This is a genomic window from Streptomyces sp. NPDC052107 (assembly GCF_040680215.1).
GTDB lineage: Bacteria > Actinomycetota > Actinomycetes > Streptomycetales > Streptomycetaceae > Streptomyces.
This window is the reverse complement of sequence record NZ_JBFAWG010000014.1, coordinates 104365-121543: the sequence shown is the minus strand read 5'-3', so window position 1 is coordinate 121543 and position 17179 is coordinate 104365. Positions and strand designations below refer to the sequence as shown.

Here is a 17179-nt window from a genome sequence, read left to right as displayed (position 1 = left end):
GGGGCCCGCCGCGCGCCGGGACCCGCCGCGTCCGCACCCTGAGCGGCGGGACTCCGCCACGTGCGCCGAACGGCTCCCCCACCGCCCCGCTACCCGGCCGTATCCACCGGCTCCCCCGTCGGCCCCGCCTCTCCCGCCGGCTCCACCGTGGCGCCCTCCCAGGACAGCGCCTTCCAGCCGTCGGACGGGGAGCCCTCCAGGACGACCACGCCGCTGTTGCCCAGGGGACGGGCGGCGGCGAAGGCGACGTCGACGTTGTCGGCGCGGGCGGAGGTCCACAGGCGGATCGCGGCGCCGTGGCTGACCATGGCGACCGTGCCGGCACCGCTCGCGGCGGCCTCGGCCACCACGGCGTCGTACCGGGCCAGGGCCTCCTCGCCGCTCTCCCCGCCGGGGATGCGCGGCGCGGTGTCGCCGGCCGCCCAGCCGAAGATCGTGCGCATGTACTCCCGGCCCTCGGCGGACTCGCCGGGCAGCATCTCCAGCTCGCCGGCGGACACCTCGCGGATGCCGTCGCGGACGATCACTTCGAGACCCCGGGCGGCGGCCAGCGGGGCGGCGGTGAGCTGGGTGCGCAGCAGGGTGGAGGCGTAGAGGGCCTCGATGTCCTCGTCGGCGAGCGCCCCGGGCAGTGCGGCGGCCTGCGCCTCGCCCAGCGGGGTCAGCGCGGGGCCCGGCACGTTTGTGTCCAGCAGGTGGTGCACGTTGGACGGGGTCTCGCCGTGGCGGACGAGCAGGAGGCGCATCCGGGGAATCTCCTCACGCGCCGGCGGCGGCACGGCGCAGACGGGCACAAGAAACGGGCACTTCAGGGTAACCGGACCCCATGAGCCCAGACCTGGACCTGACCGACCTGGCCCTGACCGCCCGCTCGGCCGGCCGGAGCCCGCTGTGCCGGCTGCTGGATCTGGACGGCCGGCTGTTCGAGGCGGCCGCCTCCTGGCACTGGCCCGGCGCCGAGCGAGTGCTGCCCCGCCTCAGCCACAGCGCGAACCACGGGGTGCTGTGGTTCACGACGGCCGCCGCGATGGCCGCGAGCCGCACCCCGAGGGCCCGCCGGGCGGCCGCCCGGGGTCTGGCCTCCCTGAGCCTGGCCTCGCTGACCATCAACACGATCGGCAAGCGCTCGGTGCGCCGGACCCGGCCGGTACTGGACCCGGTGCCGCTGGTGCGGCAGCTCAAGCGGCAGCCGATCACCACGTCGTTCCCGTCCGGTCACTCCGCGTCGGCGGCCGCGTTCGTGACCGGGGTCGCGCTGGAGTCCCCGGCGTGGGGCGCGGCGCTGGCGCCGGTGGCGTTCTCGGTGGCGGCCTCCCGGGTGTACACGGGCGTGCACTTCCCGAGCGACGTACTGGCCGGGGCGGCCCTCGGCGCGGGCGCGGCCTTCCTGGTGCGCCGGCTGATGCCGACCCGCGCCCAGGTGCGGCGGCGGTCCCGGCCGCGCGCGGCGGCGCCGGCGCTGCCGGAGGGCGAGGGTCTGGTGGTGGTCGCCAACCGGGCCTCGGGGACGGCCGACCGGGTCCGTGCGCTGCACGACGCGCTGCCGCGGGCGGAGATCGTCGAGTGCGCGCCGCAGGAGGTCGGCGACGAACTGGCGAAGGCGGCGGCCCGTGCCCGGGCGCTCGGTGTGTGCGGTGGCGACGGCACGGTGAACGCGGCCGCGAGGGTCGCGCTCGGGCACGGGCTGCCGCTCGCGGTGCTGCCGGGAGGCACCCTCAACCACTTCGCCCTCGACCTGGGCGTGGAGGACGAGCGCGATCTGGCCCGTGCTGTCCGGCACGGCGAGGCGGTGCGGGTGGACGCGGTCCGCTATGTCACCGGCGCGAGCGAGGGCCTGTTCCTGAACACGCTGAGCCTGGGGGTCTACCCGGAGCTGGTGCGCGTGCGGGACCGCTGGTCGCACCGGATCGGCGGGTGGCCGGCCGGGCTGCTGGGCGCGCTGCGGGTGCTGCGCGCGGACCGGCATCCGCTGGAGGTGGAGCTGGGCGGTGAACGGCGGCCGCTGTGGCTGCTGTTCGTCGGCAACGGCGTCTACCACCGCATGGGGCTCGCGCCCGGCCGCCGTACCGATCTCGCGGACGGGCTGCTGGACGTGCGGGTGGTGCACGGCAGCCGCCGGCCCGCGCTGCGGCTGCTGGCGGCGGCCGCAGCGGGCCCGCTGACCCGCTCCCCCGCCCACTCGGCGGTGCAGGTGAACCGGCTCCGGCTGACCGGCGTCACGCCGGGCACCCCGATGGCCTACGACGGCGAGGTGGGGCCCGTGTCGGGCGAGGTGACCCTGGAGAAACTGCCGGAGGCCCTGACGGTCTACCGGCCGTTGACCGCCGCTTCTTGACGGCGGGCCAGTATCCACAGTGTCCAACATATAAAACGCGGGTCTCATTATTCGGCATGCGCGCGTACCGTGATCCGTACCACCGGTGACGAAGGTGAAGGGGAACAGCCATGCCGAAAGCGCAGGAGACCGCCGTCTACACGCACGGGCACCACGAATCGGTGCTGCGGTCGCACACCTGGCGGACCGCCGAGAACTCCGCGACCTATCTGCTCGGCTCCCTGAAGCCCCACATGAAGATCCTGGACATCGGCTGCGGGCCGGGCACCATCACGGCCGACCTGGCGGAACGGGTCCCGGACGGCCACGTCACCGGCGTCGACCACGCGCCGGGCATCCTGGAGCAGGCCCGGGCCACCGCCGCCGGGCGCGGCCTGACCAACGTGGACTTCGCGGTCGCCGACGTGCACGCACTGGACTACCCGGACGACACCTTCTGCGTGGTCCACGCCCACCAGGTGCTGCAGCACGTCGGCGACCCGGTGCAGGCGCTGCGCGAGATGCGCCGGGTGACGAAGCCGGGCGGGTTCGTCGCCGTACGCGACGCGGACTACGCGGCGATGACCTGGCACCCGGTGGTGCCGGGCCTGGCGGAGTGGCTGGACCTGTACGAGCGGGTGGCCCGGGCCAACGGCGGCGAGCCCGACGCCGGGCGCCGGCTGAAGGCGTGGGCGCTGGCCGCCGGGCTGACCGACATCACCGCCACCTCCAGCACGTGGACCTTCGCCACGCCCGAGGAGCGGGCCTGGTGGAGCGGCCTGTGGGCGGACCGCACCCTGGCCTCCTCCTACGCGGAGCGGGCCACGCAGGGCGGTCACGCCACCGAGGAGGGCCTACGGGCCGTGTCCGCGGCGTGGCGGGAATGGGGTCGGCGGGAGGACGGCTGGTTCGCGGTCCTGCACGGGGAGATTCTGTGCCGTAAAGAAGTCTGATCCGCCAAATTCGGGAAACCCGGACTGCAGGAGGTTTTACATTATGGTTCCCATCCTGCTGGTACTGCTTCTGGCGCTGCTTCTTTTCGGTGTCGGATTCGCGGTGAAGATTCTATGGTGGATTGCCCTGGTAGTGCTGGTCGTCTGGCTGCTGGGTTTCCTGGTCCGCAGCACGACAGCCGGCGGCGGCAGGAGCCGCTGGTACCGGTGGTGACGTGAGCTAGTCGCGGGGCAGCAGCGGTCCGAGCGGCCCGAGGTCCAGATTGAGGTCCTCGGGCCGCAGTCCGTAGCGCTCGCGCAGCTCGGCCATGCGGTCCTCCAGGAGCATCAGGGTGAGCCCGATCCGCTCCTCCTGCTCCTCGTTCAGCTCACCGGTGTCGAAGCGGCGCACGGCCTGCCGTTCCATGAGCTGCCGCAGCAGCTCCACCACGGTGAGCACCAGTTTCACCAGGTCGCGCTCGACCGTGTCGGGTTCCAGGTCGAGCCGGTTGCGCGGGGTCACAGGATCTCCTCGAAGGGCGAGGGAACCGACTCGTTCACGGAGCTGATCAGCGCGTTCAGATCGATGCGGACCAGGTCGACGTCCGCGATCCGCAGGGTGACGTCGCCCGTGATCACCACTCCGCCCGCCAGCAGTCGGTCGAGCAGGTCGACGAGGGCGATCTCGCGCCGTTCCACCACGGTCACGGCGTCGCCTCCCCGACGAACGAATAGGCGGCCCAGGGCCCGGTGAGTTCCACTCGGATTCCGGGTGCCTCGTCCTTCGTGCGGTCCACCATTTCCACGAATTCCTCGGAATGCCCGCGGGGCACCAGATAGGCCGCATTGAGTACGTTGCGGCCGGGCTCGGCGGAAAGCGCGGAATTCTGTGGGGCGTGCAGCCGGGAATCCTCGGCGTACCGGGAAAGACCCTCGTGCAGCGACCGGGCGAAAGCCTCCGCCCGCTGCCACCGCTCCTCGGTCGCGTGGGTGCTCTCGCGCCGTCGGCGCAGATAATCCCGGCCGCTCGCGGGCTCCGCGGCGGGGGCGGGCTCGGCAGGCTCGGCGGGCTCGGGCTCCAGGTACACCTTGACCCCCCACTCCACCCGGCCCTCCAGCCGGTCCAGGATGCGCCGGAAGTCCTCCTCGCGGGCCTCGATCATCATGCGCACCCCGCTGTCGTCCCGGAAGACGGTCGCGAGCTGGAGCGGCAGCGGAGTGGTGACCGTGGTGAGGGCGTCGATCACGCCCTGGTGCGCGCGTGCGGTCACGGCCAGCCAGTCCAGGTCCTCCAGGTGCGCCTTCAGGGCCTCCTCACTGAAGTCCGCCGCCGGTACCTGGCTGACCACCGCGATCAGCCCGTGGTGGTGCAGCAGTGCCGGCGGGGCGCCCCCGACGCCCGTGAGCTGGGACTGCAGGGGAGTCCCGAAGGGGCGGCAGACGGCGTAGACGTAGCGCAGTCCGGTCATGGTGCCTCCTTCGGCGCGCGGCCCGGCTCCAGCTCCTCCAGGCGGGCCAGCCGTTCTCTCAGCTCGGCGTTCTCCCGGGTCAGTGCGTCGCGGCGGGCCCGGGAGGAAAGCGCGGGATCGCTCTCCCACCAGTCGATGCCCATCTCCTTGGCCTTGTCCACCGAGGCGACGATGAGCCTCAGCTTGACGGTGAGCAGTTCGATGTCGAGCAGGTTGATCCGGATGTCGCCCGCGATGACGATCCCCTTGTCGAGCACCCGCTCCAGGATGTCGGCGAGGTTGGCCCCCGAGCCCTGTCCGTAGGGCTCGGGAAACCGGCTGGCCGTCGTCATCGACGGCTCCCGCGCCCGGCGTACTCCGGTTCCTCTTCCTCCTCGTACTCGCCCTCGGGCTCCTCTTCCTCCTCGTACTCGCCCTCGGGCTCCTCTTCCTCCTCGTACTCGCCCTCGGGCTCCTCTTCCTCCTCGTACTCGCCCTCGTATGGTTCCTCGGCCTCGCCCTCCGCGTCCTCGTCCTCGGGCGCCTCGGTCTCCTGCTCCTCCTCGGACACGGCGTCCTCGTGGCTGCGCACCACCTCGCCGTCGCGGATCTCGCCCCGCCAGCCGTCCTCCGCCTCGCCCTTGATGGTGATGAAGCGGGCGAAGTGCTTGAGATCCAGCCTGGCCCGTCGGCCCTGGGCGCGCCAGATGTTGCCGGTCTTCTCGAACAGGCCAGTCGGGTAGTACTCGATGACCAGCAGGACGCGGGTGAGGTTCTCCTCCAGCCGGTGGAAGGAGACAACGCCCTTGGTGGTTCCCTTGGCGCCCTCCGATGTCCACTGGATGCGGTAGTCGGGTATCTGCTCGGTGGTCTGCGCCTTCCAGCTGCGGCTGGACCAGAAGATCTTCGCCTGCCAGTCGGAGTGGGTGTCATCGGCGCGGTTCGCGCTCTTGACACCCTTGGCGAAGCTGCTGAAGTCCTTGTACTGGGTCCACTGGTCGTAGGCGGTGCGCAGCGGTACGCCGACGTCGACGGACTCCATGATGACGGTGGGCTTATTGCCCGCGCTGCCCTTCTTGCCCTTGCTGCCCCCGAGGTTTCTGACCGCGTCCATCACTTTCTCCTTGACGCGGGAGCCGCCCAGCTCGAGCGCGGAGCGCAACGGCCCCTTGCCCTCGGCGAGCTTGCGACCGCCGTCGAGCGCGAGCTTGGCGAAGCCCGGGCTGTTGCCTTCGGCTATGTCGTTGAGTTTGCCCGTTGTCTCGCCCAGCTTGCGGCCGAGGCCGGTGAGCATCTTCGTGGCCTGTGCGGCCAGGTATTCCTGAGCCTCGGCCTTCAGCCGGTCGGCGGCCTCGCTGTGGGCGAGGTTGGTCAGCGGATTGTCCTTGGCCGCGTCCGTGGCCTTGCCGGCCGCGGACGAAGCGGATCCGAGGGCCTCGGTCATCGCTCATCGCCGCCCTTCGACTGCCGGGGGGAGGCACCGCGGGCGGCGCCGCCACCGGCGGCCGTCTTCTTCGCGGCCGTCTTGCGGGCCGCGGTCGTCTTCTTGGCCGCCGCCTTCTTGGCCGGGCCCTTCCTGGAGGGAGCCGGATCCGCCGCCTTCTTGGCGGGGGCCTTCTTGACCGCCTTCTTGCGGCGCGCCTCACCCCTTCGGTCCGCTTTCCCGCCGTCCCCACGGCGCGGCCTCTCCTCACGGGAGTCCCCGTCGCCGTCGGCCTCGTCCCGCGGCTCCTCCTCGTCCGACTCGTCGGAACCGGTGCCGGGAACCGCTCCCGTCAGTTCGTCGCGCACCTGGGAGGTGCGGCCGTGCAGCCGGTCGGCGAGCGCGTTCATCTGCCGCTCGACCATGGCCCCGGAGGCGGCCTTGCCGACACCTCGCAGGTCCTGGCGCAGTTGGTCCCCGATCTCCTTGAACTGCGGGTTGTTCTTCAGCTGCTGGTTCACCACGTCCGCGAGCATCTTTGGACTGAGGTTCAGTTTCTTCCCGGCAACCAGGGAGCCGACCGCGAGAGCCATCTTGAGTTTCTTCGTCCGTCCCAGGAAGTATCCGGCCCCTACAGCGAGGCCCAGTACCGTTCGGTTCATCTCACGTCCCGTTGCCTGTGGTGTCGCCGGAGCGCAGGGCGGCCTCCAGCCGGTCGAGCAGTTCGTCCTCGCGTCGGTCGAACTCCTCCTCGGTGATCTCGCCCGCCTCCAGTTGTTCTTCGAGGCGGGCGAGCTCGGCCCGTACGGTGGCGGGGTCGTAGTAGATCCGTTCCGCCTCGCGGAGTACCTGCCTGATGGCCCACGCGCTGCCGCGCACGGGGGCGAAGGGGAGCATCAGCACTTCGCCGATCAGTCCCACGGTGTTCTCCCTTCCGTCCGGGCCCGGAGCGCTACTGCGCGCCGGCGTCCGCGCCCGCCGTGTAGCCCGCAGGCTCGGCCGGGCCGGGCTCGACGAAGCTGTAGGGCGGCAGCGGCCCGTTGGCCCGCAACTCCAGGTGGGGGTGGCTCTTGCGAACCTGTTCGACGGCGGCGATGAAGCGCTCGGCCGAGTCCCGGGCGACCAGGAACGAGACATTCACCAGCCAGCCGGTGGACTCGGGGCCGACGCTGACCGCGGCGGAGAACGGCGTCAGCAGGCCCTGCACCTCGCCGGCGTCCTCGGCCTCCTTGGCCTTGACGGCGGCTGCGACCATCTCACCGAGGCGGATCTTGTCGTCGTAGCCGCCTCCGCCGGAGCGGCGGTTGGCCTCGGCGAGTGCGCGCACGTCGGCGTTCTCGGCCATCACCAGATGCAGAACGGCCTCTTCGACGTGGGTGGCCTTGATGTTGTACTCGACCTTGCCGTCCAGCTCCCGCAGCCGCTCGCGATAGTGCTCCGCCCGCTCGGTGAGCACCTGGGTGACGTCGTCGTCACTGTCCGCGATGATGCCGAAGCGCATCGGCAGGACACAGCCGGCCGCTCCGACCTCGGCGAGCACGTTCTGGTGCGCGAGCAGGTCCCGTCGCTTGGGGCGCAGGCCTTCGGGGGCGTCGCTGACGACCGCGACCAGATCGCCGGCCGTCAGGACGCGTACCGGCCGGGCCGACTCACCGACGCCCGTCATGCCCTCGGGGAGCGCGGGGTGCGACCGGGCGGTGATCCCATAGACGTATGTGCTCACTCCTGCTCCTCCTTCCGGCGGGCCGGGGCCTTACGGGCGCGCGGCCGGCCCTCGCCGCCCTCCTCGCGGGCCTGCTTGAAGGCGTCGGAGATGGTCTCCGCGGCTCCGGACAGAGCACCCTTGGACTTGCCACGGGCGCCGGACTCGGTGATCTCGCCGACGAGGTCGGGCAGTCCGGGGCTCTTGCGCGGGCCGGCCTCCAGGTCGAGGCGGTTGCACGCCTCGGCGAAGCGCAGATAGGTGTCGACGCTGGCCACGACGACCCGCACGTCGATCTTCAGGATCTCGATGCCCACCAGGGAGACGCGCACGAACGCGTCGATCACGAGTCCCCGGTCGAGGACCAGCTCGAGTACGTCGTAGAGACCGCTGCTGCCGCCTCCGCCTCCGGTCTGTGCCGGGACAACAGTCATGCCGGCGATTCCTCCTCCTGCGTAGTCGGTACGCGGTCGGGCCGCGACGCGCTGTGGCCTAGCGGCCGCCGCGGGCGTCGGCCCTTCCGCGTTCGTAGCGGCGCACGCGCCGGTAGCCGGTGAGCTGCCCCTCCGGGTCGAGTTCGACCCGGTAGCTCGCCATCAGGCTCATCGTGTCGGGCACCCTCGCAAGTTCGAGGACCTCGACCTCGAGGGACCATCCCTCCTCCGTCTGCTCGAAGGAGGACACCGATTCCGGTGCCAGGCCGGTGAGTTCCGCGAGCTGGTCGCGCGCCTGGCGCAGCACCTCGATGGGGCTCGGACGGTCGCCGTCCGCCGCGTGCTCTGTAGGGCTGTGGGACTCATGAGAGTCGTGAGAGTTTCGCGTTTCACGTGAACTTTGTGACTCAGATGTGTTCTTTGTGTTCGACATGGCCACCTCTCCCCTGCGTGTGGCCCTTACGCCCTCGGCCAAACCTCCGGAAGCCATCGCGCGCCAGGATCCGGCCGTCCCACCTGACCAGAGGGGATACCTGTATCAGCCATCCAATTCCGCGAGACGGCTACGGGCGGTCTTCAGGGACCGGCCGCGGCTCGGTAGCCCGGCCCAGGGGTCCGCGTGCGCCTGGTCCACGGCGTCGGCGATCGTCCAGTGGCGGGCGTCGATGCCGGGATCGTCCACCTGTTCCCAGGCTAGGGGCACCGCCACGGGCGCGCCCGGCAGGGCGCGGATCGCGTAGGGGGCGACGGCGGTCTGCGCGTAGGCGTTGCGCTGCACGTCGAGGTAGAGGCGGTCGCCGCGGTCCTCCTTCCGGGCCGCGGTGGTGAGCCGGTCCGGGTGCTGGGAGGCCAGCAGTTCGGCCACGTCACGGGCGAATTCGCGGACCTCGTCGAAGTCCTGGCGGCCGTCGAGACGGACGACGAGATGGAGTCCGCGCGAGCCGGTGGTCATCGGGGCGGGGGGCAGCTCCAGTTCGTCCAGCAGCTCTCTCAACCATACGGCCGCCTCACATACTTGGACGAAGTCGCCGCCCGGGGGATCGAGGTCGAAGACGAGCTGGTCTGGGTGGTCGACGCCGCCGGAGCGGTCGGTGCGGGAGAGCCAGCGGTGCAGGGTGAGGCAGGCCTGGTCGGCGGGGTGGCGGTGTCGTCGCAGACGGCGTGCGTGACCGTGCCGCCCTCCTTGGGGACCTCGGCGCGGGTGATCCAGTCCGGACAGTGCTTCGGGACGTTCTTCTGCATGAAGCGCTGCCCGTCGACGCCGTCCGGATACCGCTCCAGCATCAGCGGACGGCCCCGCAGGTGGGGCGGCATGTACGGCGCGACGGACCGGTAGTAGTCGGCGAGATCGCCGCGCCGGCGCCGCCCGGGAAGAGCACCTTCCCGGGCCGCTGGATCTCCACCGTGCGGCGGCCCGCCCGTATGGTCCGGGCGTCCGCGTCCTTCATCGCGCGACCGCCTCCTCCACCAGCAGCTTGGCCGCCGCCGCGATGCCCACGGCGTCGATGCCGGCCGCGTTCAGCTGCTCGTCGGGTGCGGCCGAGCCCGGCATGGTGCGCACCGCGAGCCGGACCAGCCGGGGCACGGGCCGGCCGTCGCCGAAGGCCTCCGCGACGGCGTCGCCGAGGCCGCCCTCGGCGTGGTGGTCCTCCACGGTGAGCAGACAGCCGGTCTCCTCGGCGGCCCGGTGCAGGGTCGCCGTGTCGACGGGCTTGACGGAGTACAGGTCGATCACCCGCACCCGGATGCCGTCCTCGGCGAGCCGGTCGGCCGCGGCCAGCGCCTCGGGCACGGTGACCCCGGCCGCGACGACCGTGAGCCGGTCCTCCTCACCGGAGACGAGCGTCTTGCTGCCGCCCACCGGGAACTCCTCGTCGGGGCCGTAGATCACCGGCGTCCTGCCGCGCGAGGTGCGCAGATAGCGGATCCCGTCGAGGCCCGCCATGGCCGCGACCAGCCGGGCGGTCTGGTTGGCGTCGCACGGGTACAGCACTGTCGAGCCGTACACGGCGCGGAACATCGCCAGGTCCTCCAGGCCCATCTGCGAGGGCCCGTCCTGGCCGATCGCGACACCGGCGTGCGAGCCGACCAGGTTGATGCCGGAGCCGCTGATGGACGCCATCCGCACGAAATCGTAGGCGCGGGTGAGGAACGCGGCGAACGTCGAGGCATACGGCAGCCAGCCCCGCGCGGCCATGCCGACGGCCGCGGCGACCAGCTGCTGCTCGGCGATGTAGCACTCGAAGAACCGGTCGGGATGAGCCTTGGCGAACTCCTCGGTGCGGGTGGAGTCGCCGACCTCGCCGTCCAGGGCGACGACGTCGCCGCGCGCGCTGCCGAGCGCGGCGAGGGTCGCGCCGAAGGCGTCCCGGGTCGCGACCCGATCGCCCTCGTCGTAGCGCGGCAGCTGCAGCACCTCGGTCGTCAGGTCGCGCAGCGCGGCGGCGGCCGGCGGTTCGTGGACCCGGACGTGCAGCCGGCGCGGCCCGCCGAGCTCGGCGACGGCCGCCTCGGCGTCCGGCACCGGCTTGCCGTGGTGGCCCTCCAGGTCCTCGACTGCGGCGACGCCCTTGCCCTTGAGGGTGCGGGCGAGGATCACCACGGGCTGCCCGGTCGTGGACAGCGCCTCGCCGTAGGCCCGGTCGATCTTGTCGACGTCGTGGCCGTCGATCTCGACGGTGTGCCAGTCGAAGGCCTGGAAGCGGCGGGCGTAGGCGTCCAGGTCGTGGCCGTGCCGGGTGGGGCCGCGCTGGCCGAGCCGGTTGACGTCCACGATCAAGATCAGGTTGTCCAGGTGCTCGTACCCGGCGTGTTCGGCGGCCTCCCACACCGACCCCTCCGCCAGCTCGCTGTCGCCGCACAGCACCCACACCCGGTAACCGGTGCGCTCCAGCCGCTTGCCGGCCAGGGCGATGCCGACCCCGACCGGCAGGCCCTGGCCGAGGGATCCGGTGGCCGTCTCCAGCCAGGGCAGCCGCCGGGGCGTCGGATGACCTTCGAGCCGGCTGCCGAGCTTGCGGAAGGTGAGCAGCTCGCCGTCCTCGATGGCACCGGCCGCCTTGTACGCGGCGTACAGCAGGGGCGACGCGTGTCCCTTGGACAGCACGAAGCGGTCGTTGGCGGGGTGCTCGGGGCGTTCGAAGTCGTAGCGCAGATGGTTGGCGAGCAGCACGGCCATCAGATCGGCGGCGGACATCGAGGACGTGGGGTGCCCGGATCCCGCCGCGGCGGACGCCCGCACGCTGTCCACGCGCAACTGCTGTCCGAGTTCGGCGAGTTCGTCGGTGTTCATGGGTCTGGGTCTCCTTGCAGTGCGTCGAGGGGTACAGCCCGCGGGGTCACTCGGCAGCGGGGTCCGGGGGGTCGGTGCGCTTGACCGGGCCGGGGGCGGGGTGATCCGGGGCGTCGGTCCGCTTCACCGGGCCGGAGGCGGGGTGATCCGGGGCGTCGGTCCGCTTCACCGGGCCGGAGGCGGGGTGATCCGGGGCGTCGGTCCGCTTGACCGGGCCGGGTGCGGGGTGGTCCCCGCGCCCGGCGGCCGGCGATCCGCCGCCGGATTCCGCTGCTCCGGCCCGCTCCGGTCCGTCCGCCTGTTCCGCTCCTTCGGCCCGCTCCGGTACGTCGGGCCGTTTTGGTACACCGGCCCGCTCCGGCCCACCCGGTACACGTGGCAGCTCCGGAGAGGCCGTGTCCAGGGGTACCGACCAGGACCGTACGAGGCCCAACTGGACACCCTGGCGCGGCAGCACGGCGTCCAGCAGCCAGTCGGCGGCCACCCGGACGCGGTTGCCGGGCAGCGCCGCCAGGTGGTAGCCGCGGGTGACCGCCCCGGCAGCCGGGCCGGACAGCGGGATGCCGAACGGATTGGCGGCGGCCTGGACCCCGCCGAGGTCGACGGCGAAGCCCAGGTCGCGATGGCGGTAGGCCCGCCGGCGCCGGCCGAGGCCGAGCGAGGCGGCCACGTTCTCCCCGGCCACCCGGCCCTGGCGCCACGCGTGCTGGGCCGTCATCGGCGTGAAGGCCCCCGGGCGCTCCAGATCCGGTACGGCGGCCGCGTCCCCACAGGCGAACACGTCGGGCCGGCCCGGCACCTGCAGATACGGGTCGACGATCAGGCGGCCCCGTTCCAGTGGCTGCCCGGCCGCCTCCACCAGCGGATCAGGCCGTACCCCGACACACCACACCAGCGTCCGGGACGCGACGGACTCACCGTCGGTGAGCAGCACCCCGTCATGGGTGGCCTCCTTCACCGACGTCCCCATCCGTACGTCGACACCCCGCGCCCGCAGCACCCGGTCGGCCGTGCGGGACAGCCGCTCGTCCATCTCCGGCAGCACGCGGGGTGCCACGTCCAGCAGGATCCAGCGCGGCCGGAGCCCGGCGGGCGGCGGATGCCGGCGGGCCAGCCGGTCGGTGAGCAGCTGCATCTGCGCGGCGACCTCGGTGCCGGTGTAGCCGGCGCCGACCACGACGAAGGTGCAGCGGGCCGCGCAGACCTTCGGATCGTCCTCCGTGGCGGCCAGCTCCACCTGGCGGGTCACGTGGTCGCGCAGGTACAGCGCCTCGGGCAGCCCGCGGAAGCCGTGCGCGTGCTCGGCGACCCCGGGGACGGGCAGCAGCTTGTTGACGCTGCCGACACACAGCACCAGCCGGTCGTAGGCGAGGGTGCCGATGCCGCCCTCGGGGTCGGAGTAGTGGACCGTGCGGCCGTCGAGGTCGACGTGGTCCGCCTCGCCGAGCACCATCCGCACCCCGTGCAGGGTGCCCGGCAGCGACACGGTGACCCTGCGGGCCTCCAGGATGCCGGCGGCGACCTGGGGCAGCAGCGGCAGATACAGGAAGTAGTCGGTCGGGTTCAGCAAGGTGACGTCGGCCCGGTCCCGGGTCAGCCGGGCCAGTGTGCGGGCAGCCCGGTACCCCGCGAACCCGGCGCCGACGATCACGACATGAGGTCGGCTCACGGTGCGCCTCCGGCGGTGTGGCTCGTCCGAGGTTTTCCGCGTAACCGGGGGCGGGGCACCCAAACGCCGGGCGGGTCACCCGTACGCCGGTCGGAGCACCCGAACGCCGCGCCGCGCCCCCGGCGTTTCGCCCGCCCGGCCCCGGTTACCCGGCCCGGGCCGATCAGAAGGGGTTCTTCGACTTCTACCGGACGAAGGTGCTGCCGCGGTTCGGGTGACTTCGGCGCGTTGCCGCGAAGGACGCCCCGGACCCGAGGCCCTGTCGAGCCTCAGGCCCTGTGACCAGGGGTGTCCGGAGTATCCGGAGTGTCCGGGGCGTCCGGAGGCTCCGTCGGCATCGGCGGGTACGGCAGCCCGAGGCCGCTCGGCGGGCCGGCCGGTGCGGTGCCGCCGATGACATGAGCCGGCGGCGCGGGGTGGCCGTGCTTGGGGTGGGCGGCGCCACGCAGGGCGTAGGCCACCACGCCCATGATCGCCGCTGTGATCAGGGCGGCGCCCCAGCCGGGCAGACCGGTGGCCAGGGCCAGACCCACCGCGAGGGCCAGCGCGGCGCCCGCGTACAGGGCGGCGGCGCCGGACGCGGCGTAGAGCGTGGCGGTGCGGCGCTGCTTGCGGGTCTGCTCGCGCAGCTCGTCGCGTACCGTCTCGCGTGCCACCTGTGCCAGCTCTTCGACCAGCTGCTTGTCCAGATGTTCCAGGTGATCCAAACGGTCCATACCCTCCGGGTACCCGGAGGCCACGGCGGGTAACGCGGGCGCCCTGCACGCCCCGGACCGCCCCAACTAGGCTCGGCGGCATGGAGATTCTGGGCGCCTCGCTGCGCATCTGCGTCGACGACCTCGAGACCGCGATCCCCTTCTACGAGCGGCTGGCCGGCGGCAGAGCCCTGCGCTTCGAGCGCGGCGGGGTCCAGGTCGCCGCGATCGGCTCCTTTCTGCTGATGAGCGGTCCGGAGGCGGAGCTGGAGATCCTGCGCAAAGTGGCCGCGACCATCGCCGTCGAGGACGTGGACGAGGCGCACCGGCTGCTGACCGACCTCGGCGCCCGGATCATCGCGGGGCCGGTGCCGACCCCGGTGGGCCGGAACCTGCTCGCGATGCATCCGGACGGGTCGGTGTTCGAGTACGTCGACCAGCGGGGCTGAGCCGGTCAGACCGCGTCGGGCCGCATCCGGAAGTCGTACCGGTCGGGCAGCGGCTCGTCGGTGAGCCGGGCCCAGAGGCCGCCCAGCACCTCCTCGCCCTCCCGCAGATCGGCGACCTCGAACCCGGCGTCGAAGACGGCCCGCGCCTCGACGGGCCGTCCCTCGGCGAGCAGCAGTTCGGCCTCCAGCAGCCGGAACCGACCGCGCTCGCGGACGGCGGGCAGCAGCCGCTCCCACACCGCTCGGGCGTCCGCCATGCGCCGCACCCGGAGCAGTGCCTGCAGGGTTTCCCGGCCGAGCGCGGCCACCGCGGCCGTCCACGCCTCACCCTCGTCGCGCCGTTCGCGGCACAGGTCGTCGAAGGCGTCCGCGTACCGTTCGGCGGCCCGTTCGTGGTGACCGGACTCCTGGTCGGCGACGGCGAGGCAACGCAGCAACGGCCAGAGCGACGGGGCGAGTTCGAGGGCGCGTTCCCAGCTGCGGACGGCTTGGGCGCGGTCGCCGGCGTGCCACTGGGCGACGCCGAGGTGGTACTCGGTGTGCGGGGTGGCGGGCGCGGTCTCCAGCATGTCCCGCCAGTGCGGGGCGACGAGGGTCTCGCCGGGCGGCCGTACCCGGCGCGGCTCCGGCAGGGAGCCGGTGCGCAGCAGTTCCCGCCAGGGCGCCTGTGCCTCGCCCAGGGTGGACTCGGGGAACGGGGTGCCGGGCAGTTTCCAGTCGGCGCGCAGCACTTCGAGCGCGCCCCAGCCGGATCCGGCGGCCAGGGTCTCGCCGGGGTCGCTGTCGGCGCACGGCTGCCATGCCGCGTACGCCTCCGCGACCCGGGCGCGCGGCAGGACCGACTCCAGCCGTTCCTCGGCGCCCTCGACCACCTGGTTCCACTCCCCCTCGGGCGGTGCGTCGAGCGGGCCGTACGCCTCCAGCCAGGACACCTCGCTCTCGGCCTCCAGCCGGACGTGTTCCAGCTGGGTCCGGGCGAGTCCGGCCTGGATCTCGCAGTAGCCGCCGGTGCCGGGTTCGGTCAGCCACTCCTGCCAGCGCCGGCCGCCGGGCAGGTGGCCCCACACGAAGAGCTTGCGGCCGCGCAGCACGTCGGTGGAGGTCTGCACAAGGCCGCGGCCCTCGGCGTCCAGCGCGGCGATCCAGCGGCGGCGGCCGTCGGGCACCTCGTAGAAGTAGTCGGCGGCATAGGGGCTGTTGAGCGGGTGGGTGCGGTCGATGCCGTCGTACGACGGGACGGGCACCCGGCGCAGCCGGCGCTCGTAGCCGAAGTGCCAGGCCTCCTCGGCGGGGGCCAGGACGCGGACCTCCTCCGGCACGGCGATGTTGGACCACCAGTAGGTCGGCACCGGCCGCTCGTGCGGGTTGCGGACGCGGACGCCGACGTAGAGGAAGTCGGAGCCGTCGGGGAGCCACAGGTCGACCTGGAACGGCAGGTCGCGCAGCCGCTCCCACTCCCACAGGCGCAGCATCTCGCCGCCGTCCGGGGCGGGGACGCGGGCGGCGTGCAGGGGCGCGCAGGAGAGGGTGGTGTGGCCGGTGGCGCCGATGTTCCATTCGATGCCGCCGGAGTACCAGGCGCCGTTGAGGGCGAAGTTGGCTGGCTGGAACACCGGGTTGCGGTAGAGGAGTTCGCGTCCTGTGGGCAGGTGGAGCAGGGAGGCGATGCGGCCGCCGAGGCCGGGCAGGACGGTGGCGCGCAGCCGGTCGTTCTCGATCACCAGGGCGTCGAGGGCGCGGGGCTCGCGGTTTCTGTCGTAGCCGTCGCGGATACGGACCGGGAGCAGGCTGCGCAGCGGGTCGTAGCCGAGCTGGCGGGCCATGTCCCTGGGCATGCCGTCCCGGTCGCGGTCGTCGATGCGGTGGACCTCGTCGAGCGGGCGCAGCGGGGGCAGGGGGTTGTCCGGGCCGGGCCGCCCGGCGGGCAGCGTCAGTACCTCACGTCGGATCCTCGTCACGATCACCATGGAACCCGGCGAGGGTCGAGTCGGCCAGGGGATGTGCCGGTCAGGATTGCGCAAAGGGTGTGTTCAGGCGGCGGGGTCGCGCATCTCGGCGGTGAGCGCCCAGCGTTCGTGGTCGCGCCAGGCGCCGTCGATGTGGAGCATGGCCGGGGAGAACCCCTCCAGCCGGAAGCCGGCGCCGCGGGCCAGCGCGATGGAGGCGGTGTTCTCGGGCTGCACGTTGATCTCCAGCCGGTGCAGCCCGAGCGGGCCGAAGGCGTACCCGATGACCAGGTCGAGGCCCTCGCGCATCAGGCCGCGCCCGGCGGCGTGCGCGAAGGCCCCGTAGCCGAGGGCACCGCACTGGAAGCCGCCGCGCACGATGTTGTTGATGTTGATGAACCCGGCGATGTCCCCGCTGTCCTTCTCGCACACCAGGAAGCCGGCCTTGGTCGGGTCCTCGATCAGCGGGCGCGCGTAGGCGGCGTAGGCCCTGTCGTTGTCCGGCGGGAACAGCCAGGGCCGGTGCAGGTCCTTGCTCTCCCGGGCCCGCGCGGTGAACTCGGGTCCGTCTTCGAGGCTGAAGTGACGGATGGCCACCCGGGGGCCCTCGGCGAGGTAGTGGGGTGCGGTGTGCGGCATCGGGCCAGCGTACGGCGTACCCGCACGCGCCGCCTCCGGAAACCCGCCCGGGCCGTCTCCAGGAATTCACCGGCGCGCCGGCTCCCGGAGTCCGCCTGGTCCGGCACCTCGAACTCGCCCCGGACCGGCTCTGGAATCCAGCCGGCCCAGCCCGAGCCGATCCGCCCGGACCGGCTCTGGAATCCGTCCAGCCCGGCTCCAGCCGATCCGCCCGGACCGGCTCCTGACATCCGGCC

Annotated in this window: 20 protein-coding genes and 1 pseudogene; 4 read left to right on the top strand and 17 right to left on the bottom strand. The window is 72.7% G+C overall.

Going from position 1 to position 17179, the window contains the following annotated elements; genetic code table 11:
* Positions 1-89: 89 nt before the first annotated feature.
* A complete protein-coding gene (locus tag AB0M27_RS18305; RefSeq protein ID WP_365722882.1) occupies positions 90-746 on the bottom strand; it encodes a histidine phosphatase family protein in 657 nt (218 codons plus the stop codon).
* Between the two features lie 80 nt (positions 747-826).
* Between AB0M27_RS18305 and AB0M27_RS18300 the strand changes: the two genes are divergently transcribed.
* From AB0M27_RS18300 to AB0M27_RS18290, 3 genes are all read left to right on the top strand, one after another.
* On the top strand, positions 827-2335 hold the full coding sequence (locus AB0M27_RS18300; protein WP_365722881.1) for a phosphatase PAP2 family protein: 1509 nt from the start codon (positions 827-829) through the stop codon (positions 2333-2335).
* A gap of 110 nt (positions 2336-2445) precedes the next feature.
* A complete protein-coding gene (locus AB0M27_RS18295) occupies positions 2446-3267 on the top strand; it encodes a class I SAM-dependent methyltransferase (protein WP_365722880.1) in 822 nt (273 codons plus the stop codon).
* A gap of 43 nt (positions 3268-3310) precedes the next feature.
* On the top strand, positions 3311-3481 hold the full coding sequence (locus AB0M27_RS18290) for a hydrophobic protein (RefSeq protein WP_365722879.1): 171 nt from the start codon (positions 3311-3313) through the stop codon (positions 3479-3481).
* 6 nt (positions 3482-3487) lie between these two features.
* Here the strand turns inward: AB0M27_RS18290 and AB0M27_RS18285 are convergent, their stop codons facing one another.
* The 14 genes and pseudogenes from AB0M27_RS18285 to AB0M27_RS18220 all read right to left on the bottom strand — a co-directional run bounded on the left by AB0M27_RS18285 (position 3488) and on the right by AB0M27_RS18220 (position 13930).
* Positions 3488-3769 (bottom strand): gas vesicle protein K, encoded by a 282-nt coding sequence (locus AB0M27_RS18285; RefSeq protein ID WP_365722878.1) that lies wholly within the window; start codon positions 3767-3769, stop codon positions 3488-3490.
* A complete protein-coding gene (locus AB0M27_RS18280) occupies positions 3766-3954 on the bottom strand; it encodes a gas vesicle protein (RefSeq protein ID WP_362122623.1) in 189 nt (62 codons plus the stop codon). The genes AB0M27_RS18285 and AB0M27_RS18280 overlap by 4 nt, the downstream gene beginning before the upstream one ends.
* Complete coding sequence (locus AB0M27_RS18275) at positions 3951-4715, bottom strand: GvpL/GvpF family gas vesicle protein (RefSeq protein WP_365722877.1); 765 nt, start codon at positions 4713-4715, stop codon at positions 3951-3953. The genes AB0M27_RS18280 and AB0M27_RS18275 overlap by 4 nt, the downstream gene beginning before the upstream one ends.
* Entirely contained in the window at positions 4712-5047 is a 336-nt protein-coding gene (locus AB0M27_RS18270; protein ID WP_365722875.1) for a gas vesicle protein, read from the bottom strand. Before AB0M27_RS18270 ends, AB0M27_RS18275 begins: the two co-directional genes overlap by 4 nt.
* Positions 5044-6138 (bottom strand): SRPBCC family protein, encoded by a 1095-nt coding sequence (locus tag AB0M27_RS18265; protein WP_365722873.1) that lies wholly within the window; start codon positions 6136-6138, stop codon positions 5044-5046. Before AB0M27_RS18265 ends, AB0M27_RS18270 begins: the two co-directional genes overlap by 4 nt.
* A complete protein-coding gene (locus tag AB0M27_RS18260) occupies positions 6135-6779 on the bottom strand; it encodes a DNA primase (RefSeq protein ID WP_365722871.1) in 645 nt (214 codons plus the stop codon). The genes AB0M27_RS18265 and AB0M27_RS18260 overlap by 4 nt, the downstream gene beginning before the upstream one ends.
* A 1-nt stretch (position 6780) precedes the next feature.
* The gene (locus AB0M27_RS18255; protein WP_365722869.1) at positions 6781-7038 is read right to left on the bottom strand and encodes a gas vesicle protein GvpG; all 258 of its coding nucleotides are present in this window, start codon (positions 7036-7038) and stop codon (positions 6781-6783) included.
* Positions 7039-7069: 31 nt separating this feature from the next.
* Positions 7070-7840 carry a GvpL/GvpF family gas vesicle protein gene (locus tag AB0M27_RS18250; RefSeq protein ID WP_365722867.1) on the bottom strand — a complete coding sequence of 257 codons (771 nt, stop codon included), beginning with the start codon at positions 7838-7840 and terminating at the stop codon, positions 7070-7072.
* Positions 7837-8253, bottom strand: coding sequence for a gas vesicle structural protein GvpA (locus tag AB0M27_RS18245; RefSeq protein WP_365722865.1), 417 nt, complete (start codon positions 8251-8253; stop codon positions 7837-7839). The genes AB0M27_RS18250 and AB0M27_RS18245 overlap by 4 nt, the downstream gene beginning before the upstream one ends.
* A 58-nt stretch (positions 8254-8311) precedes the next feature.
* Positions 8312-8686 (bottom strand): gas vesicle protein, encoded by a 375-nt coding sequence (locus tag AB0M27_RS18240; RefSeq protein ID WP_365722863.1) that lies wholly within the window; start codon positions 8684-8686, stop codon positions 8312-8314.
* 105 nt (positions 8687-8791) lie between these two features.
* A pseudogene (ligD, locus tag AB0M27_RS18235) lies at positions 8792-9701 on the bottom strand (non-homologous end-joining DNA ligase).
* Positions 9698-11545, bottom strand: a complete 1848-nt coding sequence (locus AB0M27_RS18230) for a transketolase (protein WP_365722861.1) — start codon at positions 11543-11545, stop codon at positions 9698-9700. Before AB0M27_RS18230 ends, ligD begins: the two are co-directional and overlap by 4 nt.
* Positions 11546-11591: 46 nt before the next feature.
* Complete coding sequence (locus AB0M27_RS18225) at positions 11592-13196, bottom strand: FAD-dependent oxidoreductase (RefSeq protein ID WP_365722941.1); 1605 nt, start codon at positions 13194-13196, stop codon at positions 11592-11594.
* 287 nt (positions 13197-13483) lie between these two features.
* Positions 13484-13930, bottom strand: coding sequence for a phage holin family protein (locus AB0M27_RS18220; RefSeq protein ID WP_365722859.1), 447 nt, complete (start codon positions 13928-13930; stop codon positions 13484-13486).
* An 80-nt stretch (positions 13931-14010) separates the two neighbouring features.
* Between AB0M27_RS18220 and AB0M27_RS18215 the strand changes: the two genes are divergently transcribed.
* Complete coding sequence (locus AB0M27_RS18215) at positions 14011-14358, top strand: VOC family protein (RefSeq protein ID WP_365722857.1); 348 nt, start codon at positions 14011-14013, stop codon at positions 14356-14358.
* Between the two features lie 5 nt (positions 14359-14363).
* Here the strand turns inward: AB0M27_RS18215 and AB0M27_RS18210 are convergent, their stop codons facing one another.
* Entirely contained in the window at positions 14364-16325 is a 1962-nt protein-coding gene (locus AB0M27_RS18210) for a DUF5107 domain-containing protein (RefSeq protein ID WP_365722855.1), read from the bottom strand.
* A 63-nt stretch (positions 16326-16388) separates the two neighbouring features.
* A complete protein-coding gene (locus AB0M27_RS18205) occupies positions 16389-16943 on the bottom strand; it encodes a GNAT family protein (RefSeq protein WP_365722853.1) in 555 nt (184 codons plus the stop codon).
* Between the last annotated feature and the right edge of the window lie 236 nt (positions 16944-17179).